Source organism: Mycolicibacterium baixiangningiae (genome assembly GCF_016313185.1).
Classification (GTDB): Bacteria; Actinomycetota; Actinomycetes; order Mycobacteriales; family Mycobacteriaceae; genus Mycobacterium; species Mycobacterium baixiangningiae.
Map to the genome: position 1 here is coordinate 2,854,977 of NZ_CP066218.1, position 18,468 is coordinate 2,873,444.

Consider the following 18,468-nt stretch of genomic DNA (forward strand, 5'->3'; position numbering starts at 1 on the left):
CTCCCGGCGGCGGCGGTGGCCGCTCACAGCGGAATCTGCACCGTCACCGTGGTGCCGGCCCCGCTGACGCTCGAGACGTCCAGGTGTCCCGACACGGCCTCGACCCGGTCCTTGAGGCCGATCAGACCCGAGCCCGCCGACGAATCGGCGCCGCCCACGCCGTCGTCGCCGACCGAGAGGTGTAACGCGTCGTCTCCGGCGCGTACGTGCACCGTCACCTCTGACGCGTGAGCATGTTTGGCGGCGTTGGTCAACGCCTCGGCGACGACGTAGTACGCCGCGACCTCGACCGGTTCGGGCAGTCGGCGGTCCACGTCGAGATGCAGGCTCACCGGGACACTCGAGCGGCGGGCCAGCGTCCTGATCGCAGGCCCCAGACCGCCCCGGGAGAGGATCGCCGGGTGGATGCCGCGGGACAGTTCCTGCAGGTCGTGATGGAGATCCCCGAGACCGGTCACCACGCGCGACAGTGCCTCGCGCTCCCGCTCGGCATCGGGCGGCAGCGCCGCCTCGAGCGCACGCACCTCCAGGCCGAGCGAGACGATGCGCTGCTGCGCCCCGTCGTGCAGATCCCGTTCCAGGCTCCGGCGCGCATGGTCGGCGGCGGTGATGATGCGGGTGCGCGACGCCTTCAGTTCGGCACGTGTCTCGGCGTTGGCGATCGCCGTGGAGATGAGGTCGGCGAAGTCGCCCACTCTCGCCTCACACTCCGGCGGCAGGGGGTCGGAGGTGATCGATCCGACGAGCACGGCGCCTCGGACCTCGCCGTTGACGATCACCGGCGCACCGACACCCGCGCGGACATGCAGGCCGTGCAGCCGGTCGGCGATCGACCCGTGGGTCTCGGCGTAGTCGTCGATGCGGGCGGGCACGCCGGCCGTCCGGATCCGGTGGCTCAGGCTGTCACCGTCGAGGCGGAACCGCTCACCGGCCGAGAGTCGGTCGGTGTCCCTGTTGTCCCGGGCGGCGAGAACCACGCAGTGGCTGTCTCCGTCGTAGCTGATCAACGTGACGTGCTCGACGGCCAGGCCGTCGGCCAGTTCGGTGACCGCGGCCGGATACACCTCGGAGGGGTCGGCACCGCGGGCCACCAGCGTGGCCACCCGGCGCAGGGCGGTCTGCTGGTCGGCGAGTGCACTGGCCTCGGCGTGGCTCTCCGCGAGCGCGGCGTTGATCTCCTGGCGGTCGCGGGTCGCGACGAGCAGCGACTCGAGCGATCCAAGGATGCGTTGCACACGTTCGCGGGCATCCTTGGACAGCTCGGCGGGCACCAGCAGCGTCCCGATCCGCGCCGGGCCGTCGCGCAACGGGACCGCGGTGGACCGGTCGTCACCGGGCACGTCGTCGAGGGTGAGCACCGCGAACGGCAGCTCGAGAACCTCCGCGATGCGACGGCCCGCGCTGTGCAGGGCGGCCTGCAGGTCACCGGCGCCGAGGGTGGACCGGGCGAGTTCGGCGGACAGGTCCGCCTCGAGGCGGCGCTGTTCGGCCTCGGCGGCGCGTAGCCGCGCCTGCCCGGCGAGCAGGTTGGCCAACAGCGCGAGCGGTAGGAACACCGCCAGCGCGGGCACGAGGGTGTCGGTGCCCTCCAGGTGGATGTAGACGTAGACGAGCGTGCTCACCAGCGAGGTCGCCACCGCGAGGCCGAAGCCCCACCCGGCCGACACCACCAGCACCCCGAGCAGGAACACTGCGCCGAAGGCATTCTCCGGCGCCACCCGTTTGAGCTGGAACACCAGCAGCGTTTCGAGGCAGATGAAGGCGGCCGCCACGACCACGCCCAGCCACAGCGGGGGAGCGGTCGGGCGGAGCAACAGTTTGAGCAGCCGGTTGGGCACCGATTGCGTCCGGCCCGTCACACCCACGGGCCGATGGTAGAGCGAATGCCTGTCAGGTGTTGACGCTCTCGGTGGCGACGGATTTCGCCCAGCGGTAGTCGGCTTTACCGGCCGGTGAGCGGACCACCTTTTCCGTTCGGATGAACACCTTCGGCACCTTGTACCGGGCGATCGAGCGGGTACACACCTCGACCAGCTCCTCGTCGGTGGCCGACGCCTCCCCGGCGAACTGCACGACCGCGACGACCTCGCTGCCCCATCGTTCCGACGGCCGGCCGACCACCACGACGTCGTAGACGGCCGGATGCGCGGCGACCGCACGTTCCACCTCCTCGGCGAAGATCTTCTCCCCGCCCGAGTTGATGGTCACCGAATCCCGGCCGAGCAGCTGAATCCGTCCGTCCTCCAGGACGTTCGCACGGTCGCCGGGAACCGACCAGCGCACACCGCCGATGGTGGGGAACGTCTTGGCCGTCTTGGCCTCGTCGCCGAGATATCCGAGCGGGACCAGGTCGCGGCGCGCCAGCCACCCCTGCCCCTCCCCGGGTTCCAGCACCCGGCTGAAATCGGCGGCAACCACCGCGGTGTCGCTCTGCGGTGTGAACGTCGCGGCCTCGATCTGCGCGCCTGCGCTGGCGTATGTGCTCATCTGCGCGCCGGACTCCGAGGAGCCCACGGCGTCCATGACGATCACGTGCGGCAGTGTGGCGAGGATGCGGTCGCGCACCGTCGGCGACAGCGGTGCGCCGCCGTTGGTCAAGGTGACCAGGCCGGACAGGTCGTAGTCGCCCCGCTCGATCTCGTCGAGTAGCGGGCGGGCCACCGCATCGCCGACCATCGGGATGCTCAGCACGCGTTCGCGGGCGGCCACCCGCAGCGCATCGTCGGGATGCAACCGGTCGACGTGATCGGGGATGGCCAGCCGACCGCCCATCGTCACCGCGTTGTACGCCGCCCACTGCGCCGCCCCGTGCATGAAAGGCGGGATCATCAGCAGGCCCATCGCGCCGGCACCGGCGCGCGCCCGCTCGGCGAGTTCGGTGTAGGACGACAGGAACGTGTCGCTACCGAAGGGCCGGCCGCCCATGGACGACAGGAAGATGTCGTGCTGGCGCCACAGCACACCCTTGGGCATACCGGTCGTGCCGCCGGTGTAGAGGATGTAGAGATCGTCGCCGGTCGGCACCGGCATCCCGCCCGCGGGCGCGGCCGTGGTGATGATCGATTCGTAATCGACTGCGCCGGGCAACAATTCGTTGCCGGAGTCGTCGGCCACCTGAATCAGCACCCGCAGGTTCGGCAGCTGGTCGCGCACCGCGGCCACCTGCGGCGCGAACTCCGCGCCGTAGACCAGCGCCGTCGCGTCGGCATCGGTGAGCAGGTAGGTGAGCTCTTCGCCGACGTAGCGGTAGTTGACGTTGAACGGGGCGACGCGGGCGCGGTAGCTACCGATCATCGCCTCGAGGTACTCGTTACCGTTGCGCAGATAGATCCCGAGGTGGTCCTGGCCGGATTCGTGGCCCTGCAGTCGGTCGCGTTCGGTGTGGCAGCCCAGCCCGACAGACGTCAGGTAGTGCGCGACGCCGTCCACCCGCGCATCGGTGTCGGCGTAGGTGAGCCGACGGTCCCGCCACACCAGGAACGTGTTGTCGGGAACCGCCTCGGCCACCGTCGCGAACACGGTCGACAGATTGAAACTCACAGCACCGTCGGTCATGGCGTGACCATACAACGAGGGAAGGTCCGTATGGTCAAAGTTCGTCAGGCTGGGTGCAGACCGCTGCCGGTCAGCACGGTCGGCTGCCATCCGCGCGGACCCACGCACAGCAGTGGCCGCCCGTCAGGGGCCTGCGCTGAGGCCTGCGGACCGGGACACGGTGCGCCGATGTCCTGAACCCCGTAGAGCGCGTACGTCGACGTCCAGAAGCCGGTGTACACCGGCGGCCACTGATTCGGGATCCACTTGCACTGCAGCGGTTCGCCGCCCCGGCCGCGGCCGAACACGTTGCGCTCCCAGCTGTAGCAGGGCGCACCGCGCTTCGCCTCGTAACTCATCCCCGGCACGTCGGTGGGATAGCGGCCCGGGTCGTCGTGGTAGTCGTTCGACGGATCGGCCACTGCGCCCGGCGCCAGCCCGACAGCTGCCCCCGCGATGGACGCGGCGACGAGAAGTTCACGAAACATGTCCACCCTCACGGCTGACTCGACGGCCTCGCGGCAAAGCCTAACCGGTGGCCTACGGGCGCCGACCGCTTTCGGTCCTACTCCGCGGAGTCGGAGCGGGTGTCGGTGTCGAGCACGCTGACCGCGATCCCGTACGGCAGGAAGCGCACCTTGCGGGTCGGATCGGTGTTGTTCTTGTTGGCCCTCAGCGCGTCGAGTTCGGTGGGGAACACCTGCTCGATGCGGGCGCCGCCCTCGGCGTCGACGGTGAAGATCGCCCACACACCGTCACCGGTCTCGCCGGCGGTCTCCGGCTCGGTCCTGGGCCGGCTGAACCGCCCCAGCTCGTCGATCAGGGCACTCAACCCGGCGCGCTCACCCGAGGAGGTGAAGAACCGGCCAACACCCTCCAGCGCCTCGCGGGCGACACGGTCCAAGTCGTCGGGGTCGAAGCCGAATGGTCCGTTGTTACTCATCGCCGTTTGTCCATCGTTGCCGTCCTCCTCGTGTGCCGCAACACTCACGGTACTCACAGTTTGTTGCCCAAGCGCGCGAGAGAGTGACCGTATGACCTTCACCCGAGCCGAACTGCTGACCGCTGTCGAACGTTCACCCCGGCTGGTGGCCGTGCACGATCGCGCCGGTTGGGTTGCGCTCTACACACCCGAGGCGCAGATCGAGGATCCGGTGGGCAGTCGTCCGCACCGCGGCCTCGACCAGATCGACCGCTTCTACGCCACGTTCATCGCCCCGCGCGACATCACCTTCCACCTCCGCACCGACGTGGTGGTCGACGACACGGTGATCCGAGACGTCGGCCTGGAGGTGCGGATGGGGGCGGGTGTGACGATGCACATCCCGGCGGTACTCCGCTACGACCTGGCCGCGGCCGGCGGGGAGGTGAAGATCGCCCGACTGCAGGCGTTCTGGGAGCTGCCCGGCATGGTCGGACAGTTCCTGCGCAGCGGTCCGCGGGCGCTGCCCGCGGGGGGTGCGCTGAGCGTCGCGTTGCTGCGCAACCAGGGGCTCGGCGGTGCGGCGGGATTCCTCTCGGGGCTGGTGGGCGCGGGCACCGTCGGCAAACGTCACGTCGAACGCTTCCTCGGCGACGCCGGGGCCGGTGACGAGGTCGCGGTTCGGCGCAGGCTCGGGCGAGCGCGCGTCACCGTCGGCGAGAGCCACCCACTCAGCGGCGCCGAGCTGCTGGGAATGCTGACCGACGTGCGGTGCGACAAGCTGATCGCCGCGGGCCCCCACGTGGTGGCCGCGATCGAGGCACCCAACGGTGACCGCGGGGTGCTGATCTTCGACCTCGAGACGAGACCGTTGACCATCACCCGCCTGCGGGTCTTCGCCGCGCCGGGGTTAACCGGGTCTGACCGCGGGTAGACCTGGCCCGTGAGCACACCCAGCGATGAAGCCGACAAGAGCGAATCCGACGTCGGCGACGACCAGAAGGTCGCCTCCTCCCGTGCCGGCAAGGAGGGCGGCGACGAGGACGGTACCTACGTGGGCCGCACCGGCGGCGACGATTCCTTCGATGACGAGCAGTCCGGCGCCGAGGCCCGCTCTCAACAGCAGGGCACCTGAACCGGACGGGTTGCACACCGCGAGAACCCGGACATGAGACGGTATGACGACCATGTCTGACCGCCACCACATGACCTACGAGGACTTCGGCCGTAAGTTCTTCGAAGTCGCCGTCACCGAGGAACGGGTCGCCGCGGCGATCGGCGAGATCGCCGGCGATGCGTTCGAGATGGGCCCGATGGGTCAGGGGCCGGGCGGGATCGCCAAGGTCACCGCCCGGGTCAAAATCCAGCAGCCGCGGGTGACCCGCCACGTCGGCGAGATGATCACGTTCGCGATCCGGATACCGCTCGAGATCGACATGGTGGTCGACCTGCGCATCGACAAACCGAAGTTCGTGGTCTACGGCGAGATCTCGTTGCGCGCCTCGGCGCTCGCGGCGCAACCGCTGCTGCTCGTCCTCGACGTCCGAAAGCCGCGACCGTCGGACATCTCGATCCACGTGACGTCGAAAGGTTTGCGCGCCGAGGTGGTTCGCATCATCGGCGGCATCGACGCCGAGATCAAACGCTTCATCGCCGCCCACGTCGCCGGCGAGATCGAGAGCCCGGAAAGCAAGCAGGCACAGGTCATCGACGTCGCCGAGATGATCGACGAATCCTGGACGGGTATCTGAGCCGGTCTACTTCTCCAGGGTGAACTGGTTGACGTCGATGTAGCCCACCCGGAACATGTCGGCGCACCCGGTGAGGTACTTCATGTAGCGGTCGTAGACCTCTTCGGACTGGATGGCGATCGCCTCGTCGCGACGCGACTGGAGGGCGGCGGCCCAGATGTCGAGAGTCTTGGCGTAGTGCGGTTGGAGCGACTGCACCCGCTGGACGGTGAATCCGCCCGCGGTGGCGCGCTCCTCGACCATCGGGATCGAGGGCAGCCGGCCGCCGGGGAAGATCTCGGTCACGATGAACCGCACGAACCGGGCGAACTGGAACGACAGCGGCATCCCGCGATCGGCCATCTCGTTCGGATGCAGCCCGGTGATGGTGTGCAGCAACATCGCCCCGTCGTGGGGCAGGACGCGGTGGGCCATCTCGAAGAACGCGTCGTAGCGGTCGTGACCGAAGTGTTCGAAGGCGCCGATCGACACGATGCGGTCGACGGGCTGGTCGAACTGCTCCCAGCCCTGCAGGAGGACGGTTTTGCCGCGGGGGCTCGGATCGGCGGCGAACCGGGTCTGCACGTGGGCCTGCTGGTTCTCCGACAGCGTCAGACCGATGACGTTGACGTCGTAGCGCTCGATGGCCCGCAGCATCGTCGAACCCCAGCCGCAGCCGACGTCGAGAAGCGTCATCCCGGGCTGCAGGCCCAGCTTGCCCAGTGCGAGGTCGATCTTGGCGAGCTGGGCTTCCTCGAGCGTCATGTCGTCGCGCTCGAAGTAGGCGCAGCTGTAGGTGCGGGTCGGGTCCAGGAAGAGTTCGAAGAACTCGTCGGAGAGGTCGTAATGGGCCTGCACGTCGTCGAAGTGCGGCGTCATCACGTTCCGGTCGTCCGGTGGGGTCGGCATCAGGTCATCGTATTACCGGGGTTTCGCGAATTGACCAGGTATCAGCCGACGTTCCCGGATTTCGACGGCGTCCCCGCGGGTACGCCAGAAGTGCGCGAAGAAAGGATCACACATGCCAAAGGAACTACAGGGCCGCAAGATCGCCATCCTCGCCGCGGACGGCGTGGAAAAAGTCGAACTCGAACAGCCGCGCGCCGCGGTGGAGACCGCGGGCGGACAGGTCGAACTGCTGTCGGTGAATGCCGGTGAGATCGAGGCGCGCAACCACGACCTCGAACCCGCGGGCAAGTTCGCGGTCGACCGCCCGGTCGGCGAGGCCTCGGTCGACGAGTTCGACGGGCTCGTCCTGCCCGGGGGCACCGTCAATCCCGACAAGCTGCGACTCGACGAGTCGGCGGTGGCGTTCGTGCGCGATTTCGTGCGGTCCGGTAAGCCGGTGGCCGCGATCTGCCACGGCCCATGGACGCTGGTCGAAGCCGACGTGGTGCGGGGCCGGACGCTCACGTCGTACCCGAGCATTCGTACCGACCTGCGCAACGCCGGCGCCACCGTCGTCGACCAAGAGGTCTGCATCGACGGGAACCTGATCACCAGCCGGTCGCCGAAAGACCTGCGGGCCTTCTGTCAGGCCATCACCGATCAGTTCGCCAGTACGCCGGCCCGTACCTGAGTCGACAGGCACGGCAACGACTTTCGCGACACCGCACCAGCAGGGCGTCAGCTGCGTACAGTGGGGCCGATGACCTCGGTGGTAATCGTCGGCAGCGGGTTCACCGGCTTCGAATGCGCCCGTCACCTCGCCCGCAGATTGCGCAAACGCGAAGGGGACGGCTCCGAACCGGTCGAGATCACGATCATCTCGCCCGTCGACTACATGCTCTACACCCCGTTACTGCCTGATGTGGCAGGCGGTTTGGTGGACGCCCGGTTCGTGACGATCCCGCTGGCCAACAGCCTGCGGGGCGTGCGGGCCGTGCGCGGGCGGGTCGACGGTGTGGACTTCGACGCGCGCACCGTGTCGTTCACCGACCCGGAACAGCGCACCCGCAGCAAGTCGTGGGATCGCCTCGTGCTCACGCCGGGTTCGGTGACGCGCCTGTTCGACGTCCCGGGCCTCGCCGAGCACGCCCGTGGACTGAAGTCGACCGCCGAGGCGCTCTATCTGCGCGACCACGTACTCGAGCAGCTCGAACTGGCAATCAACGACGAGGATCCCACCCTGGCCGCCGCCAGACGCACGATCGTCGTGGTCGGCGCGTCGTACTCCGGTACGGAACTGGCGGTGCAATTGCGGGCGCTGGCCGACGCAGCGGCCCAACAGATGGGTTTCGACACCGACAGTGTGCGGTTCGTGCTGATGGACCTCGCCGAACAGGTGATGCCGGAGGTCGGGGAGAAGCTGGGCGCGGCAGCACAGCGGGTGCTGCGCGGCCGGGGCGTCGACGTTCGGCTGGGGGTGACGCTCGAGGAGGTGTACCCCGACCACGTGCTGCTCACCGACGGCACCCGGATCGACACCCACACCGTTGCATGGGTCACCGGGGTCACCGGCGCACCACTCATCGAGACGCTCGGACTGCCCACCGAGAAGGGCCGGCTGAAGGTCGACGCCGATCTGCAGGTCCCCGGCCACCCCGACGTGTTCGCGGCCGGTGACGCGGCCGCCGTCCCTGACCTCACCCAGTCCGGCGCCATCACGCCACCCACGGCCCAGCACGCCACCCGACAGGGAAAGGTGTTGGCGCGCAACGTCGCCGCCAGCCTGGGGCACGGCACCAAGAAGATCTACAAGCACCGGAACATGGGTCTGGTGGTCGACCTGGGGCCTCGCTACGCGGTCGCCAACCCGCTCGGTGTGCAGCTGTCCGGACTGCCCGCAAAAGCGGTGACGCGGGCCTACCACCTGTACGCCATCCCGCGGTTCGTCAACCGATGGGCGGTCTCGCTGGCCTATCTGACCGATGTGTTCTTCGCGCGGTCGGTGGTGTCGATCGGGCTGTCGTCCGCCGAGGATGCGCGGTTCTCGGCCAGCGAGGGCATCCCCATGCCGAAAGCGGACTGATTCAAACGGCCCGCAGCGGGAACAGTAATGCCATGGCTACCTATCGTGTTCGGAATCCGAAGGGTGACGTCGTCGACACCAAGGACATCGAGAGCGCCGATGACGCGCATGCCTGGTTCGTCGACGAGGTGCCCGGCAACGAGCTGGGCTGGCGGATGGAAGTCCAGGTCGAAGAGGACCGGTGGGACTTCGTCGACGACAGCGAGGGTGACCGCTCCTACTGACCGGGCGTGAGGGAGCGCCGTGCCGAAGCTCAGTGCGGGTCTGCTGCTCTACCGGGTGGTCGACGGCGTAGTCGAGGTGTTGCTCGGCCATCCGGGTGGGCCGTTCTGGGTGCGCCGTGACGATGGCGCCTGGTCAGTCCCCAAGGGTGAGTACACCGTTGAGGAAGACCCGTGGGAGGCCGCGCAGCGGGAGTTCCGCGAAGAACTCGGGTCGCCGGTGCCGCCGGGAGATCCGATGCGCCTCGAACCGGTCAAGCAGGCCGGAGGCAAGATCGTCACGGTGTTCGCCGTCCGCGGCGACCTGGACCCGGACACCGCGGTGAGCAACACGTTCTCCCTGGAGTGGCCGAAAGGCTCCGGCTCGGTCAGGGAGTTTCCCGAGATCGACCGGGTGGCTTGGTTTCCGGTGTCGGCCGCTCGGACGAAACTGCTTGCGGGTCAGCGGCCGGTGCTCGATCAGCTGATGGAACTCGTTGCCGCAGAACGCGAGTAGCGGCGACGTCGATCGCGTTGACGGTGAGCGCGCGCCCGTGGATCCGCCAGCCCGCCGGCGTGCGCTGGTATTCGTCGTCGTACCGCAGGTGCCACACGACGTCGGTCACCGTGCCGTCGGCGGTGCTCCAGTGGTGGGCGATGCAGGTGATCCGCCCCAGCGCGTATCCGTGGTCGGGGGTGGTGGCATACACCTCGCCGACGATCGCGTGCTCGGTGCGCTCGACTCCGGACAGGGCCGCCATCGCCGCGCGGACTCCGTCGTGGCCGTGCAGGTGGCGCGCCGGCTCCAGGATGCGCGGTGGATCGGGAAGACGCAGTTCGGCGGTCTCGGTGAACAGGTTGACGACGTCATCGAAGCGGCGGTCGTCGACGGCGGCGGCGGCGTAGAGGTGAACCAGGTCGGCCAATGCCAGACGATCGGCCGCGGGAAGGGTCACGGTGTCAATCCGAGCCGCTGCGCGCACGCCGACACCACGTCGGCCGCCTCCTCGAGGGTGGTGACGTCCGGCATCGCCAGCACGACCCGGTCGGCACCCAGTTGGGCGAGCTTCTCCGCGCGACCCGCGTCAATCTTGGCCACCGAATGCCCGAGCGACAACTCGATCGATCCCGGGTCGCGACCGGATTCGGTTGCCGCCCCGTGCATCTCGGCGACCAGCGCGGTGAGCGCTTCGCCTGTGACACCCAGCGGCTGAAAGCCGTCGCCGAACCGTCCGGCGCGCCGGGCCGCGGCCCGGCTGTGTCCACCGATGTGGACGGGAATCCGCGCGGCCGGTTTCGGATAGGACATGGCGTGGTCGAAGTCGAAGTACTCACCGTGGAAACTCGCGCCCTGCGGGGTGTCCGCCCACAGCGCGCGCAACACCTGGATCTGCTCGTCGGCGCGTCGCCCGCGGGTGGTGAAGTCGACGCCGCACGCCCGGAGTTCCTCGGCGAGCCATCCGGTCCCGACGGCCAGGCGCACCCGCCCGCCCGACAGCGCGTCGACCGTCGCCACCCGCTTGGCCAGCGCCACCGGATGATGGTTGGGCAGCACCAGCACGCCGGTCGCCAGACCCAGCCGTTCGGTGTGCGCGGCAAGGAACGCGAGCAGATCGAGCGGATCGGGTACCGGGGTGTCGGCGGTGAGTTCGACCCGCCCGGAGGGGTCGTAGGGATAGACGCTGGCGTACTGCGTCATCAGCACGGTGTGTTCGACCACGACGATCGACTCGAATCCGCACGCCTCGAGATGCCGGGCGAAAGCCGCCATCCACGCTGGATCGACGGTGACTCCGGCGGCAACCGGCGCGACGACGGCGTACTTCACCGGAACGGCATCCCGTTGCTGCGCCGGATCTCCTCGCGGCACTCCCGCCGGGCCATACCGGTCTGCTGCGTGCAGACCCGCACCGGCGACTCCTCGGCGCAGAGCCCGCTGATGTCCTTCACCCAACGCGCAAGCCCGAAGTCCGCCAGACGGATTCGCTGCTCACCGGACCCGGGCCGGGGCAGCAGGATGTTGGCAGGTTTGACGTCGCGGTGCAGCAGGTCGCGCTGATGGTCCACGTAACCCATGGAGATCCACATCTGACCGTCGTACTCGCCGCGGCCGTGGACACCGACGATGTGCGGATGCCACAGCGTCGCGGCGATCTCGGCTTCCCGGTGGAACCGCTCTCGGTAGTCGGCGTCCGCTGATACGGTCGCGGGCAGCACCTTCAGCGCGTCGCCCAGCGGTCGCACGATGGTGTGGCCCGCGAACGTCGCCCCCTCGGCCAACGGCATGGCGCGATAGTACAGATCGGTGTTGGCGGGTGAGCGAAGGTCGACGACGACACGAGCGAAGGGCAGGTCCGTGGCAACGGTTCACGTGGGCGGGCAACCGCTACCCGGCACTTTCACCAACCACTTCCTGGCACACCTGCAGGTGGCCACAGTCGCGCGGTTCGCCGCGGGGAAGGGATTCTTCCTCACGACCGCAGAGGTCGGCGAAGACGGCGCCGAGCGGACGGTGAGTCACTGGCTGCACCCTGCGCTGCCGGTCAGCTTCGCATTCGACGTCTCCGACGGATCAGGTGGCCGCGTGGCACCGGAAGCGCTGCAGGACAACGAAATCGAAGAGATCACCGCGGCCATGGACACGCCCAACGGCGTCCGCGGCAGTGACGGCCTGTGGTGGCCGTTCACCGAGCAGGTGTAGCGCAGGTTTCGGGTGCCCGCAGGGCGTCAATACGAGGTGCCATGGCTGGGATCGGCGACGTCCTCGACTGGGCCAAACACCAGGTGTCATCCCGGGTGCCGAAGGCGGATCTGGACCAGCGCGACTCCGACTTCATCCGCGAGCAGCTGCCCGGCACCTGGCTGTTGGCGTCGTTGTATTTCCGCGCGGATGTGCGGGGACTGGACCGCATCCCGCGCGACGGCCCCGTCCTGCTCGTCGGTAACCACAGCGGGGGCAACATCCCGCCCGACACCTTCGTCTTCACGCTGGCCTTCTGCTCGTATTTCGGTGTCGAGCGGCCGTTCTACCAATTGGCGCACAACCTGGTGGTGTCCGCACCGGGACTGGGCTGGTTGCGCAAATTCGGCACGGTGGCGGCAAATCACGACAACGCCCGGTTGGCGCTGGAGTCCGGTGCCGCCCTGCTGGTCTATCCGGGAGGCGACTACGAGGTGTTCCGGCCGTCGTGGGAACGGCACCGTGTCGACTTCGGTGGCCGCAAGGGTTACGTGCGGTTGGCCCGTGAAGCGGGCGTGCCCATCGTGCCGGTCGCCAGCGTCGGCGGTCAGGAGGCGGCGCTGTTCCTCGACCGCGGCCAGTGGCTCGCGCGGCTGTTGATGGTGGACAAGCTGGCGCGGTTGAAGAGCGTGCCGATCCTGCTCGCGCCGCCGTGGGGTCTGGTGATCAGCGACCTCATCCCGCGGCTGCCGTTGCCCACGAAGATCGTGATCGAGGTGCAGGAACCCATCGACGCCTCCGACATCGCCGACTCCGACGACGACGTGATCAACGACAAGGTGGTGGCCAGCCTGCAGGGCGGGGTGGACAGTTTGGCGGCGGAGCGACGTTTCCCGGTGCTGGGCTGATGAGTAGCCCTGTGTCAAGCAGTGGGTGGTTGGCTTCGCAGGAATGCCTGCAGGGCCCCATGTCGGTCGGGGTTGTAGGCAGTGTGGTCTTGCCAGCAGTGCCAGATGACGTAGAGCCAGGCTCTGGCCAGGATGCGCACGGCGTGTTGATGGTCGTGTCCGCGGGATCGGGCTTGGCGGTAGAGGTTTTCAGCCCAGGGGTTCGCGGCGCGGGAATCGGCGGCGAAGTCGGTGACGGCGTCGCGCAGGTGTTTATCGCAGGCCCATCGGAATCCGACCGAACGCATGGTGCCCGATTGGCGGGTCGACGGTGCGACCCCGGCCAGGCAGGCCAGCGATTCGGGGGTGGGGAATCGTGCGCGGCAGTCGCCGATTTCAGCGACAAGCTTTGCGGCCCTGACAGTTCCGCTGCGGGGCAGGCTGGTGAAGATGTGCGCATCGACGTGAGCGTCGAGCTGGTCGCCGATCTGGCGGTACAGCACCTTGATCTGTGCGACGAGGGTCTTGAGGCTGGTGACCAGGGCGGCGGTGACGCCGGCATGAGCGCGGCTGTGCTCGCCGGTGATGCCGTGAGGCGCACTGGCCAGGTGTGCGTGCAACACAGCGGGATCGGTACCGCCGGTGTAGCCGACCGAGGCCAGCCAGGCGCTCAGACGTTTGGGGGTCAACCAGTCGGCGCGGTCTTGGCAGTCGAATCGGGCCAGGAACGCCAGGCTGATCGGCGAGTCGAGATCGCTGAACAATCCGACGGCACCGGGAAAGACGCGGTTGAGGTGTTCACGCAGCTGGTTGGCCAGTGCGACCCGGTGTTTGATGAGGTCTTTGCGGGCCCGGCAGGCGGTGCGCAGCGCGGTGGTGGCCGCGGTGTCAGGCACCAGGGGACGCAGTCGGGTGCGGTCGGTGCGCAGGGTGTCGGCCAGCACGAAGGCGTCGAACCGGTCGTCTTTGTTGCCGGCCGAGCCGTAGCGGCTGCGCAGGTTCTTGAGCTGGTTGGGGCTGATCACCACGACGGTGACCTCGGCGTCGAGCAGCGCCTCGACCAGTGGCCCATCGGGGCGTTCGATGGCTACCTCGCTGACTCCCATGCGGGCCAGCAGACCCAGCAGAACTCGCAGCCCGACAGCGTTGTGCTCAACGGCGCTTCGATGGATCTCGCTGCCACGGGCATCCACGATCGAGATCGCGTGATCGCGCCCAGCCCAGTCGATTCCGCAGGTCATGTTGTTGGCGGGTTTCGGCGCCAACACCGGTGGGGCATACTTCATCACAGCCTCCTCGCTGCTAGTCCCAGTGGGGAGGCACCCAAACTTCGGTGCCGGGGCGCGGCGGCCGGATCGCTCACTGTTCGGCGCTCGGTGGCGCTCAGCCCTGTCGACGGTCAGCACACCCCGGGTAACCGCCGGGTCCTGCAAAACTCATCAAGGACGTCACAGCGTCCAGCGCTTGTGGCAGTGATCCGACGGCACCTCGGGTGCATCGGCAACCCATCCAAGATCACCGACACAAGGATGGTGCACCAGTGAGCGCTTGCGCGAAGAGGAGAGAGCGCTGATGAGGGTCGCGCGATGAGGCTCGAACGGCGGTGCGTGCTCGACGCCGACCGCGACACCGTGTGGAAGGTGGTCAGCGACCCGGACTGCTATCCGGAGTTCATGGCCAGCCTGGAGCGATGGGAAACGGTGACCGAGGGCCCCGTCGGCATCGGGTCCCGATTCACCGCGCACTGGAAGATCGGCTCGGTGCCGATCGGCGGCGTCGTCGAGATCGTGGAGTTCGACCGCAACCGCGATCTGGCATGGATCGGCATCACCGGTGTGACGATGCGCGGCCGGTTCCGGCTGCGGGATTGCAGCGACGGCCGAACCAAGGTGACGTTCCGGTTGTCCTACGAGGCCCCGGGTGGGCTGCTGGGTCTGGTCGCCGACTGGGTGGCGGCGCGCCAGGTGGGCCGCACCATGTCGGAGACGGTCACACGTCTCAAGGCGATGGTGGAGGGCTGAGAAGTTTCATGGGTTGCGCGACGGGTAGACCGGCCACATGGGTCGCGCAACGAAGCTGGCGTTGGTCACCGGAGCGTCGACGGGTATCGGTTTCGAACTGGCCAAACTGTTCGCCGAGCACGGTTACGACCTGGTGATCGCCGCCGACGAACCGCGAATTCATGTTGCGGCCCAAGAGCTTTCGAGCATCGGCCGGGAGGTGACGCCGGTCGAGGTGGACCTGCGGACGCAAGACGGCGTCGCGGAGCTCTACCGGACGGCGACAGCGGGCGCGCGTCACCTCGACGCGGCGGCGATCAACGCCGGCGTCGGACGGGCCGGCCGGTTCGTCGACGGCGACCTCGATGAGGATCTTTCGATCATCGACCTCAACGTGCGGTCCACCGTGCACCTGGCGCGGCTGGTTCTCGGCGACATGGTCGACCGCGGCAGCGGCCGCGTGCTGTTCACCTCCTCGACCGTCGCCGCCATGCCCGGCTCCTACCAGAGCATCTACAACGCGTCGAAGTCGTTCGTGCTGAGCTTCGCCGAGGCGCTCCACGACGAGCTGCGCGACACCGGGGTGACCGTCACCGCGCTGATGCCCGGGCCTGTCGACACCGAGTTCTTCACGCGCGCCAAGATGCGCAACACCCCGGTCGGCGGTCCGATGCCGAAGGACGACCCCGCTGATGTCGCGCGACAGGGATACGAGGCGATGATGCGAGGCGATCGGAAGGTGATCGCGGCGTCGCTGATGTCGAAGGCGCTCGGCAAGGCCAACATGGTGCTGCCCGACGGCGTCAAGGCCCGCCTCAACCGGCTGATCGCGCGCCCGATGGATCGCTAGGGGATCAGCCCACCGGCGGCGGAGTGCCCGCGCCGGGTGCGCCCTGGATCGGCACGATCGGGGTGGGTGTCACCGTGGTGATGCCGTTCGAACCGACCCGCGGTCCGCCCGCCGGCTGCGACGCCTTGAGGCGGTCGGCGGCGGCCTGGCTGCAGTCGAGCATGAGCAGCATCTTGCCCCCGGAGGTGAGTTTCTGGGTGTCCACCATGCAGCTCGCCTGCGGCAACACGCTGCCGAACGAGCCGCCGAAGGTGGCCTTCACGCCCTGGGCGCGCAGGATCTGCAGCGCCTTGTTGTACGGCTCCCCGACGACGTTGTAGCTGCCACCCGGCTGGGACGCGGCCACACCCGTGCCGATCGCGGCTGCGGCTCCGGCGGCCAGCATTCCGGCGCCGAGCGTCACGAGCTTCTTCAACATGGCCTCCGTCGGTTGTGGTGCGGCTGCGAACATATCGCAGCGGTGACGAATGTGAAACCGGAGAAATGCGCTCCGGTGTTACACCCGTCTCACTGGGGCGGATGCACCAACGAGCCCATGACGGCGCCGAGCGCCGCCGCGCGGGGGTCTCTGAACACATCTTCGACCAGGCGTTGCCGCCCGTCCGGACCGCGCAGCGGCACCCTCCAGTTCGGGTACTCGTCGCTGGTGCCGGGCTGATTCTGGGTCTTGAGATCACCCACGGCGTCGGCCAGCGACAGTGCGAGCAGCTTCGACGGAGTGCGCCCGAGATACCGGTGCAGGGCCAGGATCACGATGTCGGGATCGTCTTCGGCATCGGGGTCGTCCTGGGTAGGCAGCAGCCCGACCCGGCGCAGTTCGGACAACCATGCGGCCTGCGCGGCGCGGTCGTCGGCGAGCTCCTCGGCGGCCGGACGCGTGAGCAGCCCGAGCTCGTCACGCAGGCGCACGTGCTCTCCGGCGAGGTATCCGGCGGTGGGCGGCAGATCGTGTGTGGTCACCGCCGACAGGCAGTACTCCCGCCACCGCTCGGCGGGCAGCGGTCCGCCCTCACCGTCACCGTCGCGGTCGTGTTCGAACCACAGGATCGACGTCCCGAACAGGCCGCGGTCGTGCAGGTAGTCACGCACCCACGGTTCGACGGTCCCGAGGTCCTCACCGACCACCACCGCCCCCGCCCGGTGCGCCTCGAGCGCGACGATGCCGATCATCGCCTCGTGGTCGTAACGGACGTAGGTGCCTTCGGTCGGGGAGGCGCCCCGCGGAATCCACCACAGCCGGAACAGCCCGATGATGTGGTCGATACGTACCCCACCCGCGTGCCGCAGCACACCGTTGACCAGGGCGCGGAACGGTGCGTAGGCGTGTTCGACGAGCTGGTCGGGGCGCCACGGCGGCTGGGACCAGTCCTGACCGAGCTGGTTGAACTCGTCCGGCGGCGCGCCCGCCGTGACGCCGAGCGCCAGCACCTCCTGCAGCGCCCACGCGTCGGCGCCGTTCGGATCGACGCCGACCGCGAGATCGTGCATGACGCCGATGTCCATCCCCGCGCCGATCGCCGTGGCGTGCGCGGCGGTGAGCTGCTCGTCGAGCTGCCACTGCAGCCACCGGTGGAAGTCGACGTCCTCGGCGCGCTCGGCGGCGAATACGGCCACCGCTTCACTGCTCGGATGCTGGAGCTCCGCGGGCCAGCCGTGCCAGTCGTTGCCGTACTTCTCGGCCAGCGCGCACCAGACGGCGAAGTCGTCGAGGGCGCGTCCCTGGCGGGCGCGGTATCCCGCGTAGGCGAGCTCACGCCCGGCCGACCGCTCGACGCGGTAGATGGTCGCCAGCGCCGCGCGCTTGGCCCGCCACGATGCGTCCCGATCGATGAGCGGCATTCGCCGCGCACGGGCCTGGACCTCGGTGCGCGCCCGCCGCAACTGTCCCCGGTGGCGCAACTCCGCGTACTCCGGGATCACCTCCGGCCGCAGGTAGAGCGGGTTGACGAACCGCCGCGAGGTCGGCAGGTACGGGGAGGGCTCCATCGGCGCGGCCGGTGCGGCCGCGTGCAGCGGGTTGACCAGGACGAATCCGGCGCTGTGTCGCGTCGCCGACCACACCGCGAGATCGGTCAGGTCGGTCAGGTCGCCGACTCCCCACGACCGCTCAGATCGGACGCTGTAGAGCTGAGTCGCCAGCCCCCAGCTGCGTTTGGCACCCAGCCGTGGCGGCACGGGCAGCGAGGCGGGGGAGACGATCAGGGAGGCGTCGGCCTCGAACGCTCCGGTCCGCATGTGGACCCGGTGGTAGCCCAGCGGAAGGTCGTCGGGCAGCTCGAAGCTGGCCTCACCGACCAGGCGACCGTCGAGCTCGAAAGGCGGTGTGTCGTTGCGCAATTGGCGCAGCCCCGTGCGGGTCGACCCGTCTTCCAGCGCAACCCACACCTCGACGCCGTCGCCGTGGGTGACGTGCACCCAGAACGACGACGTGTCACCGGCGCGGCCCAGGATCGTGGGCGGGAGTGACTGCCGCCAGTACCTGCGGTCGTGTTCCTCGAGCGCAGCGGTGCGTTCGTCGTCGTCGGCCGCCGGGACGCCCAGGGCGGCGAGCACTGCGATCAGCGTCGACTCGGGCACTGCGACCTTCGTACCGGACCAGTCCTCGTAGTGGGTGGCCACACCGTGGCGGGCGGCGAGTTCTACCAGCGAGGGGGACAGTTCGGTCATGCCTGACCATCCTGCCGTAGTGGCGTG

The 18,468-nt window shown here is 68.7% G+C and carries 20 protein-coding genes and 2 pseudogenes; 11 read left to right on the plus strand and 11 right to left on the minus strand.

What is annotated here, in order from left to right; genetic code table 11:
• Positions 1 to 23 precede the first annotated feature (23 nt).
• From I7X18_RS13300 to I7X18_RS13315, 4 genes are all read right to left on the minus strand, one after another.
• Complete coding sequence (locus tag I7X18_RS13300) at positions 24 to 1,838, minus strand: GAF domain-containing sensor histidine kinase (protein ID WP_193048596.1); 1,815 nt, start codon at positions 1,836 to 1,838, stop codon at positions 24 to 26.
• Positions 1,839 to 1,890: 52 nt separating this feature from the next.
• Entirely contained in the window at positions 1,891 to 3,555 is a 1,665-nt protein-coding gene (locus I7X18_RS13305; RefSeq protein ID WP_193048580.1) for an acyl-CoA synthetase, read from the minus strand.
• A 44-nt stretch (positions 3,556 to 3,599) separates the two neighbouring features.
• The gene (locus tag I7X18_RS13310) at positions 3,600 to 4,022 is read right to left on the minus strand and encodes a hypothetical protein (protein WP_193048581.1); all 423 of its coding nucleotides are present in this window, start codon (positions 4,020 to 4,022) and stop codon (positions 3,600 to 3,602) included.
• A gap of 77 nt (positions 4,023 to 4,099) precedes the next feature.
• Positions 4,100 to 4,477: an Rv0313 family protein gene (locus tag I7X18_RS13315; protein ID WP_193048582.1), complete on the minus strand. Its 378-nt coding sequence runs from the start codon at positions 4,475 to 4,477 to the stop codon at positions 4,100 to 4,102.
• A 91-nt stretch (positions 4,478 to 4,568) separates the two neighbouring features.
• Here I7X18_RS13315 and I7X18_RS13320 point away from each other — a divergent pair, with 91 nt between their 5' ends.
• From I7X18_RS13320 to I7X18_RS13330, 3 genes are read left to right on the plus strand one after another with little or no spacing between them, the layout of a single operon-like run.
• Complete coding sequence (locus I7X18_RS13320; protein WP_193048583.1) at positions 4,569 to 5,390, plus strand: nuclear transport factor 2 family protein; 822 nt, start codon at positions 4,569 to 4,571, stop codon at positions 5,388 to 5,390.
• Positions 5,391 to 5,399: 9 nt separating this feature from the next.
• Complete coding sequence (locus I7X18_RS13325; protein WP_193048584.1) at positions 5,400 to 5,591, plus strand: hypothetical protein; 192 nt, start codon at positions 5,400 to 5,402, stop codon at positions 5,589 to 5,591.
• 43 nt (positions 5,592 to 5,634) lie between these two features.
• Positions 5,635 to 6,207, plus strand: a complete 573-nt coding sequence (locus tag I7X18_RS13330; protein WP_404822855.1) for a hypothetical protein — start codon at positions 5,635 to 5,637, stop codon at positions 6,205 to 6,207.
• Between the two features lie 6 nt (positions 6,208 to 6,213).
• On the opposite strand, the gene I7X18_RS13335 is transcribed toward I7X18_RS13330, so the two are convergent.
• Positions 6,214 to 7,065, minus strand: coding sequence for a cyclopropane mycolic acid synthase family methyltransferase (locus I7X18_RS13335; RefSeq protein WP_404822857.1), 852 nt, complete (start codon positions 7,063 to 7,065; stop codon positions 6,214 to 6,216).
• Between the two features lie 142 nt (positions 7,066 to 7,207).
• Here I7X18_RS13335 and I7X18_RS13340 point away from each other — a divergent pair, with 142 nt between their 5' ends.
• The 4 genes from I7X18_RS13340 to I7X18_RS13355 all read left to right on the plus strand — a co-directional run bounded on the left by I7X18_RS13340 (position 7,208) and on the right by I7X18_RS13355 (position 9,874).
• The gene (locus I7X18_RS13340; protein WP_193048586.1) at positions 7,208 to 7,765 is read left to right on the plus strand and encodes a type 1 glutamine amidotransferase domain-containing protein; all 558 of its coding nucleotides are present in this window, start codon (positions 7,208 to 7,210) and stop codon (positions 7,763 to 7,765) included.
• Between the two features lie 69 nt (positions 7,766 to 7,834).
• Positions 7,835 to 9,157: an NAD(P)/FAD-dependent oxidoreductase gene (locus I7X18_RS13345; RefSeq protein WP_193048587.1), complete on the plus strand. Its 1,323-nt coding sequence runs from the start codon at positions 7,835 to 7,837 to the stop codon at positions 9,155 to 9,157.
• Between the two features lie 32 nt (positions 9,158 to 9,189).
• A complete protein-coding gene (locus I7X18_RS13350) occupies positions 9,190 to 9,381 on the plus strand; it encodes a hypothetical protein (RefSeq protein WP_193048588.1) in 192 nt (63 codons plus the stop codon).
• Between the two features lie 19 nt (positions 9,382 to 9,400).
• Positions 9,401 to 9,874 (plus strand): NUDIX hydrolase, encoded by a 474-nt coding sequence (locus tag I7X18_RS13355; RefSeq protein WP_193048589.1) that lies wholly within the window; start codon positions 9,401 to 9,403, stop codon positions 9,872 to 9,874.
• A 91-nt stretch (positions 9,875 to 9,965) separates the two neighbouring features.
• On the opposite strand, the pseudogene I7X18_RS13360 reads toward I7X18_RS13355, so the two are convergent.
• The 3 genes and pseudogenes from I7X18_RS13360 to I7X18_RS13370 form a co-directional block, all read right to left on the minus strand.
• A pseudogene (locus tag I7X18_RS13360) lies at positions 9,966 to 10,340 on the minus strand (nuclear transport factor 2 family protein); the annotation flags it as partial.
• A complete protein-coding gene (locus I7X18_RS13365; RefSeq protein ID WP_193048590.1) occupies positions 10,310 to 11,185 on the minus strand; it encodes an LLM class F420-dependent oxidoreductase in 876 nt (291 codons plus the stop codon). The gene I7X18_RS13365 and the pseudogene I7X18_RS13360, both read right to left, overlap by 31 nt.
• A gap of 80 nt (positions 11,186 to 11,265) precedes the next feature.
• A pseudogene (locus tag I7X18_RS13370) lies at positions 11,266 to 11,643 on the minus strand (protein kinase domain-containing protein); the annotation flags it as partial.
• A 70-nt stretch (positions 11,644 to 11,713) separates the two neighbouring features.
• On the opposite strand from I7X18_RS13370, the gene I7X18_RS13375 reads away from it, so the two are divergent.
• Together I7X18_RS13375 and I7X18_RS13380 are read left to right on the plus strand one after the other, a co-directional pair.
• The gene (locus I7X18_RS13375; protein WP_193048592.1) at positions 11,714 to 12,058 is read left to right on the plus strand and encodes a DUF7882 family protein; all 345 of its coding nucleotides are present in this window, start codon (positions 11,714 to 11,716) and stop codon (positions 12,056 to 12,058) included.
• Positions 12,059 to 12,099: 41 nt separating this feature from the next.
• Positions 12,100 to 12,945, plus strand: a complete 846-nt coding sequence (locus I7X18_RS13380; RefSeq protein WP_193048593.1) for a lysophospholipid acyltransferase family protein — start codon at positions 12,100 to 12,102, stop codon at positions 12,943 to 12,945.
• Positions 12,946 to 12,959: 14 nt separating this feature from the next.
• On the opposite strand, the gene I7X18_RS13385 is transcribed toward I7X18_RS13380, so the two are convergent.
• Positions 12,960 to 14,210 (minus strand): IS110 family RNA-guided transposase, encoded by a 1,251-nt coding sequence (locus I7X18_RS13385; RefSeq protein WP_193048677.1) that lies wholly within the window; start codon positions 14,208 to 14,210, stop codon positions 12,960 to 12,962.
• A 300-nt stretch (positions 14,211 to 14,510) separates the two neighbouring features.
• Here I7X18_RS13385 and I7X18_RS13390 point away from each other — a divergent pair, with 300 nt between their 5' ends.
• Together I7X18_RS13390 and I7X18_RS13395 are read left to right on the plus strand one after the other, a co-directional pair.
• Positions 14,511 to 14,945, plus strand: coding sequence for an SRPBCC family protein (locus tag I7X18_RS13390; RefSeq protein ID WP_193048642.1), 435 nt, complete (start codon positions 14,511 to 14,513; stop codon positions 14,943 to 14,945).
• 37 nt (positions 14,946 to 14,982) lie between these two features.
• Positions 14,983 to 15,774 carry an SDR family NAD(P)-dependent oxidoreductase gene (locus tag I7X18_RS13395; RefSeq protein WP_193048641.1) on the plus strand — a complete coding sequence of 264 codons (792 nt, stop codon included), beginning with the start codon at positions 14,983 to 14,985 and terminating at the stop codon, positions 15,772 to 15,774.
• Between the two features lie 4 nt (positions 15,775 to 15,778).
• Here the strand turns inward: I7X18_RS13395 and I7X18_RS13400 are convergent, their stop codons facing one another.
• Entirely contained in the window at positions 15,779 to 16,189 is a 411-nt protein-coding gene (locus I7X18_RS13400) for a hypothetical protein (RefSeq protein WP_193048647.1), read from the minus strand.
• A gap of 92 nt (positions 16,190 to 16,281) precedes the next feature.
• On the minus strand, positions 16,282 to 18,441 hold the full coding sequence (gene malQ, locus I7X18_RS13405; RefSeq protein WP_193048640.1) for a 4-alpha-glucanotransferase: 2,160 nt from the start codon (positions 18,439 to 18,441) through the stop codon (positions 16,282 to 16,284).
• Positions 18,442 to 18,468: the final 27 nt, after the last annotated feature.

Excerpts from the sequence above, each read along its gene's own strand:
- I7X18_RS13310 (WP_193048581.1), bottom strand. The coding sequence starts at position 4,022 with ATGTTTCGTGAACTTCTCGTCGCCGCGTCCATCGCGGGGGCAGCTGTC.
- I7X18_RS13395 (WP_193048641.1), top strand. The coding sequence starts at position 14,983 with ATGGGTCGCGCAACGAAGCTGGCGTTGGTCACCGGAGCGTCGACGGGT.
- I7X18_RS13390 (WP_193048642.1), top strand. The coding sequence starts at position 14,511 with ATGAGGCTCGAACGGCGGTGCGTGCTCGACGCCGACCGCGACACCGTG.
- I7X18_RS13385 (WP_193048677.1), bottom strand. The coding sequence starts at position 14,210 with ATGAAGTATGCCCCACCGGTGTTGGCGCCGAAACCCGCCAACAACATG.
- I7X18_RS13330 (WP_404822855.1), top strand. The coding sequence starts at position 5,635 with ATGACGACCATGTCTGACCGCCACCACATGACCTACGAGGACTTCGGC.
- I7X18_RS13315 (WP_193048582.1), bottom strand. The coding sequence starts at position 4,477 with ATGAGTAACAACGGACCATTCGGCTTCGACCCCGACGACTTGGACCGT.
- I7X18_RS13320 (WP_193048583.1), top strand. The coding sequence starts at position 4,569 with ATGACCTTCACCCGAGCCGAACTGCTGACCGCTGTCGAACGTTCACCC.
- I7X18_RS13335 (WP_404822857.1), bottom strand. The coding sequence starts at position 7,065 with ATGACGCCGCACTTCGACGACGTGCAGGCCCATTACGACCTCTCCGAC.
- I7X18_RS13350 (WP_193048588.1), top strand. The coding sequence starts at position 9,190 with ATGGCTACCTATCGTGTTCGGAATCCGAAGGGTGACGTCGTCGACACC.
- I7X18_RS13345 (WP_193048587.1), top strand. The coding sequence starts at position 7,835 with ATGACCTCGGTGGTAATCGTCGGCAGCGGGTTCACCGGCTTCGAATGC.
- I7X18_RS13340 (WP_193048586.1), top strand. The coding sequence starts at position 7,208 with ATGCCAAAGGAACTACAGGGCCGCAAGATCGCCATCCTCGCCGCGGAC.
- malQ (WP_193048640.1), bottom strand. The coding sequence starts at position 18,441 with ATGACCGAACTGTCCCCCTCGCTGGTAGAACTCGCCGCCCGCCACGGT.
- I7X18_RS13380 (WP_193048593.1), top strand. The coding sequence starts at position 12,100 with ATGGCTGGGATCGGCGACGTCCTCGACTGGGCCAAACACCAGGTGTCA.
- I7X18_RS13305 (WP_193048580.1), bottom strand. The coding sequence starts at position 3,555 with ATGACCGACGGTGCTGTGAGTTTCAATCTGTCGACCGTGTTCGCGACG.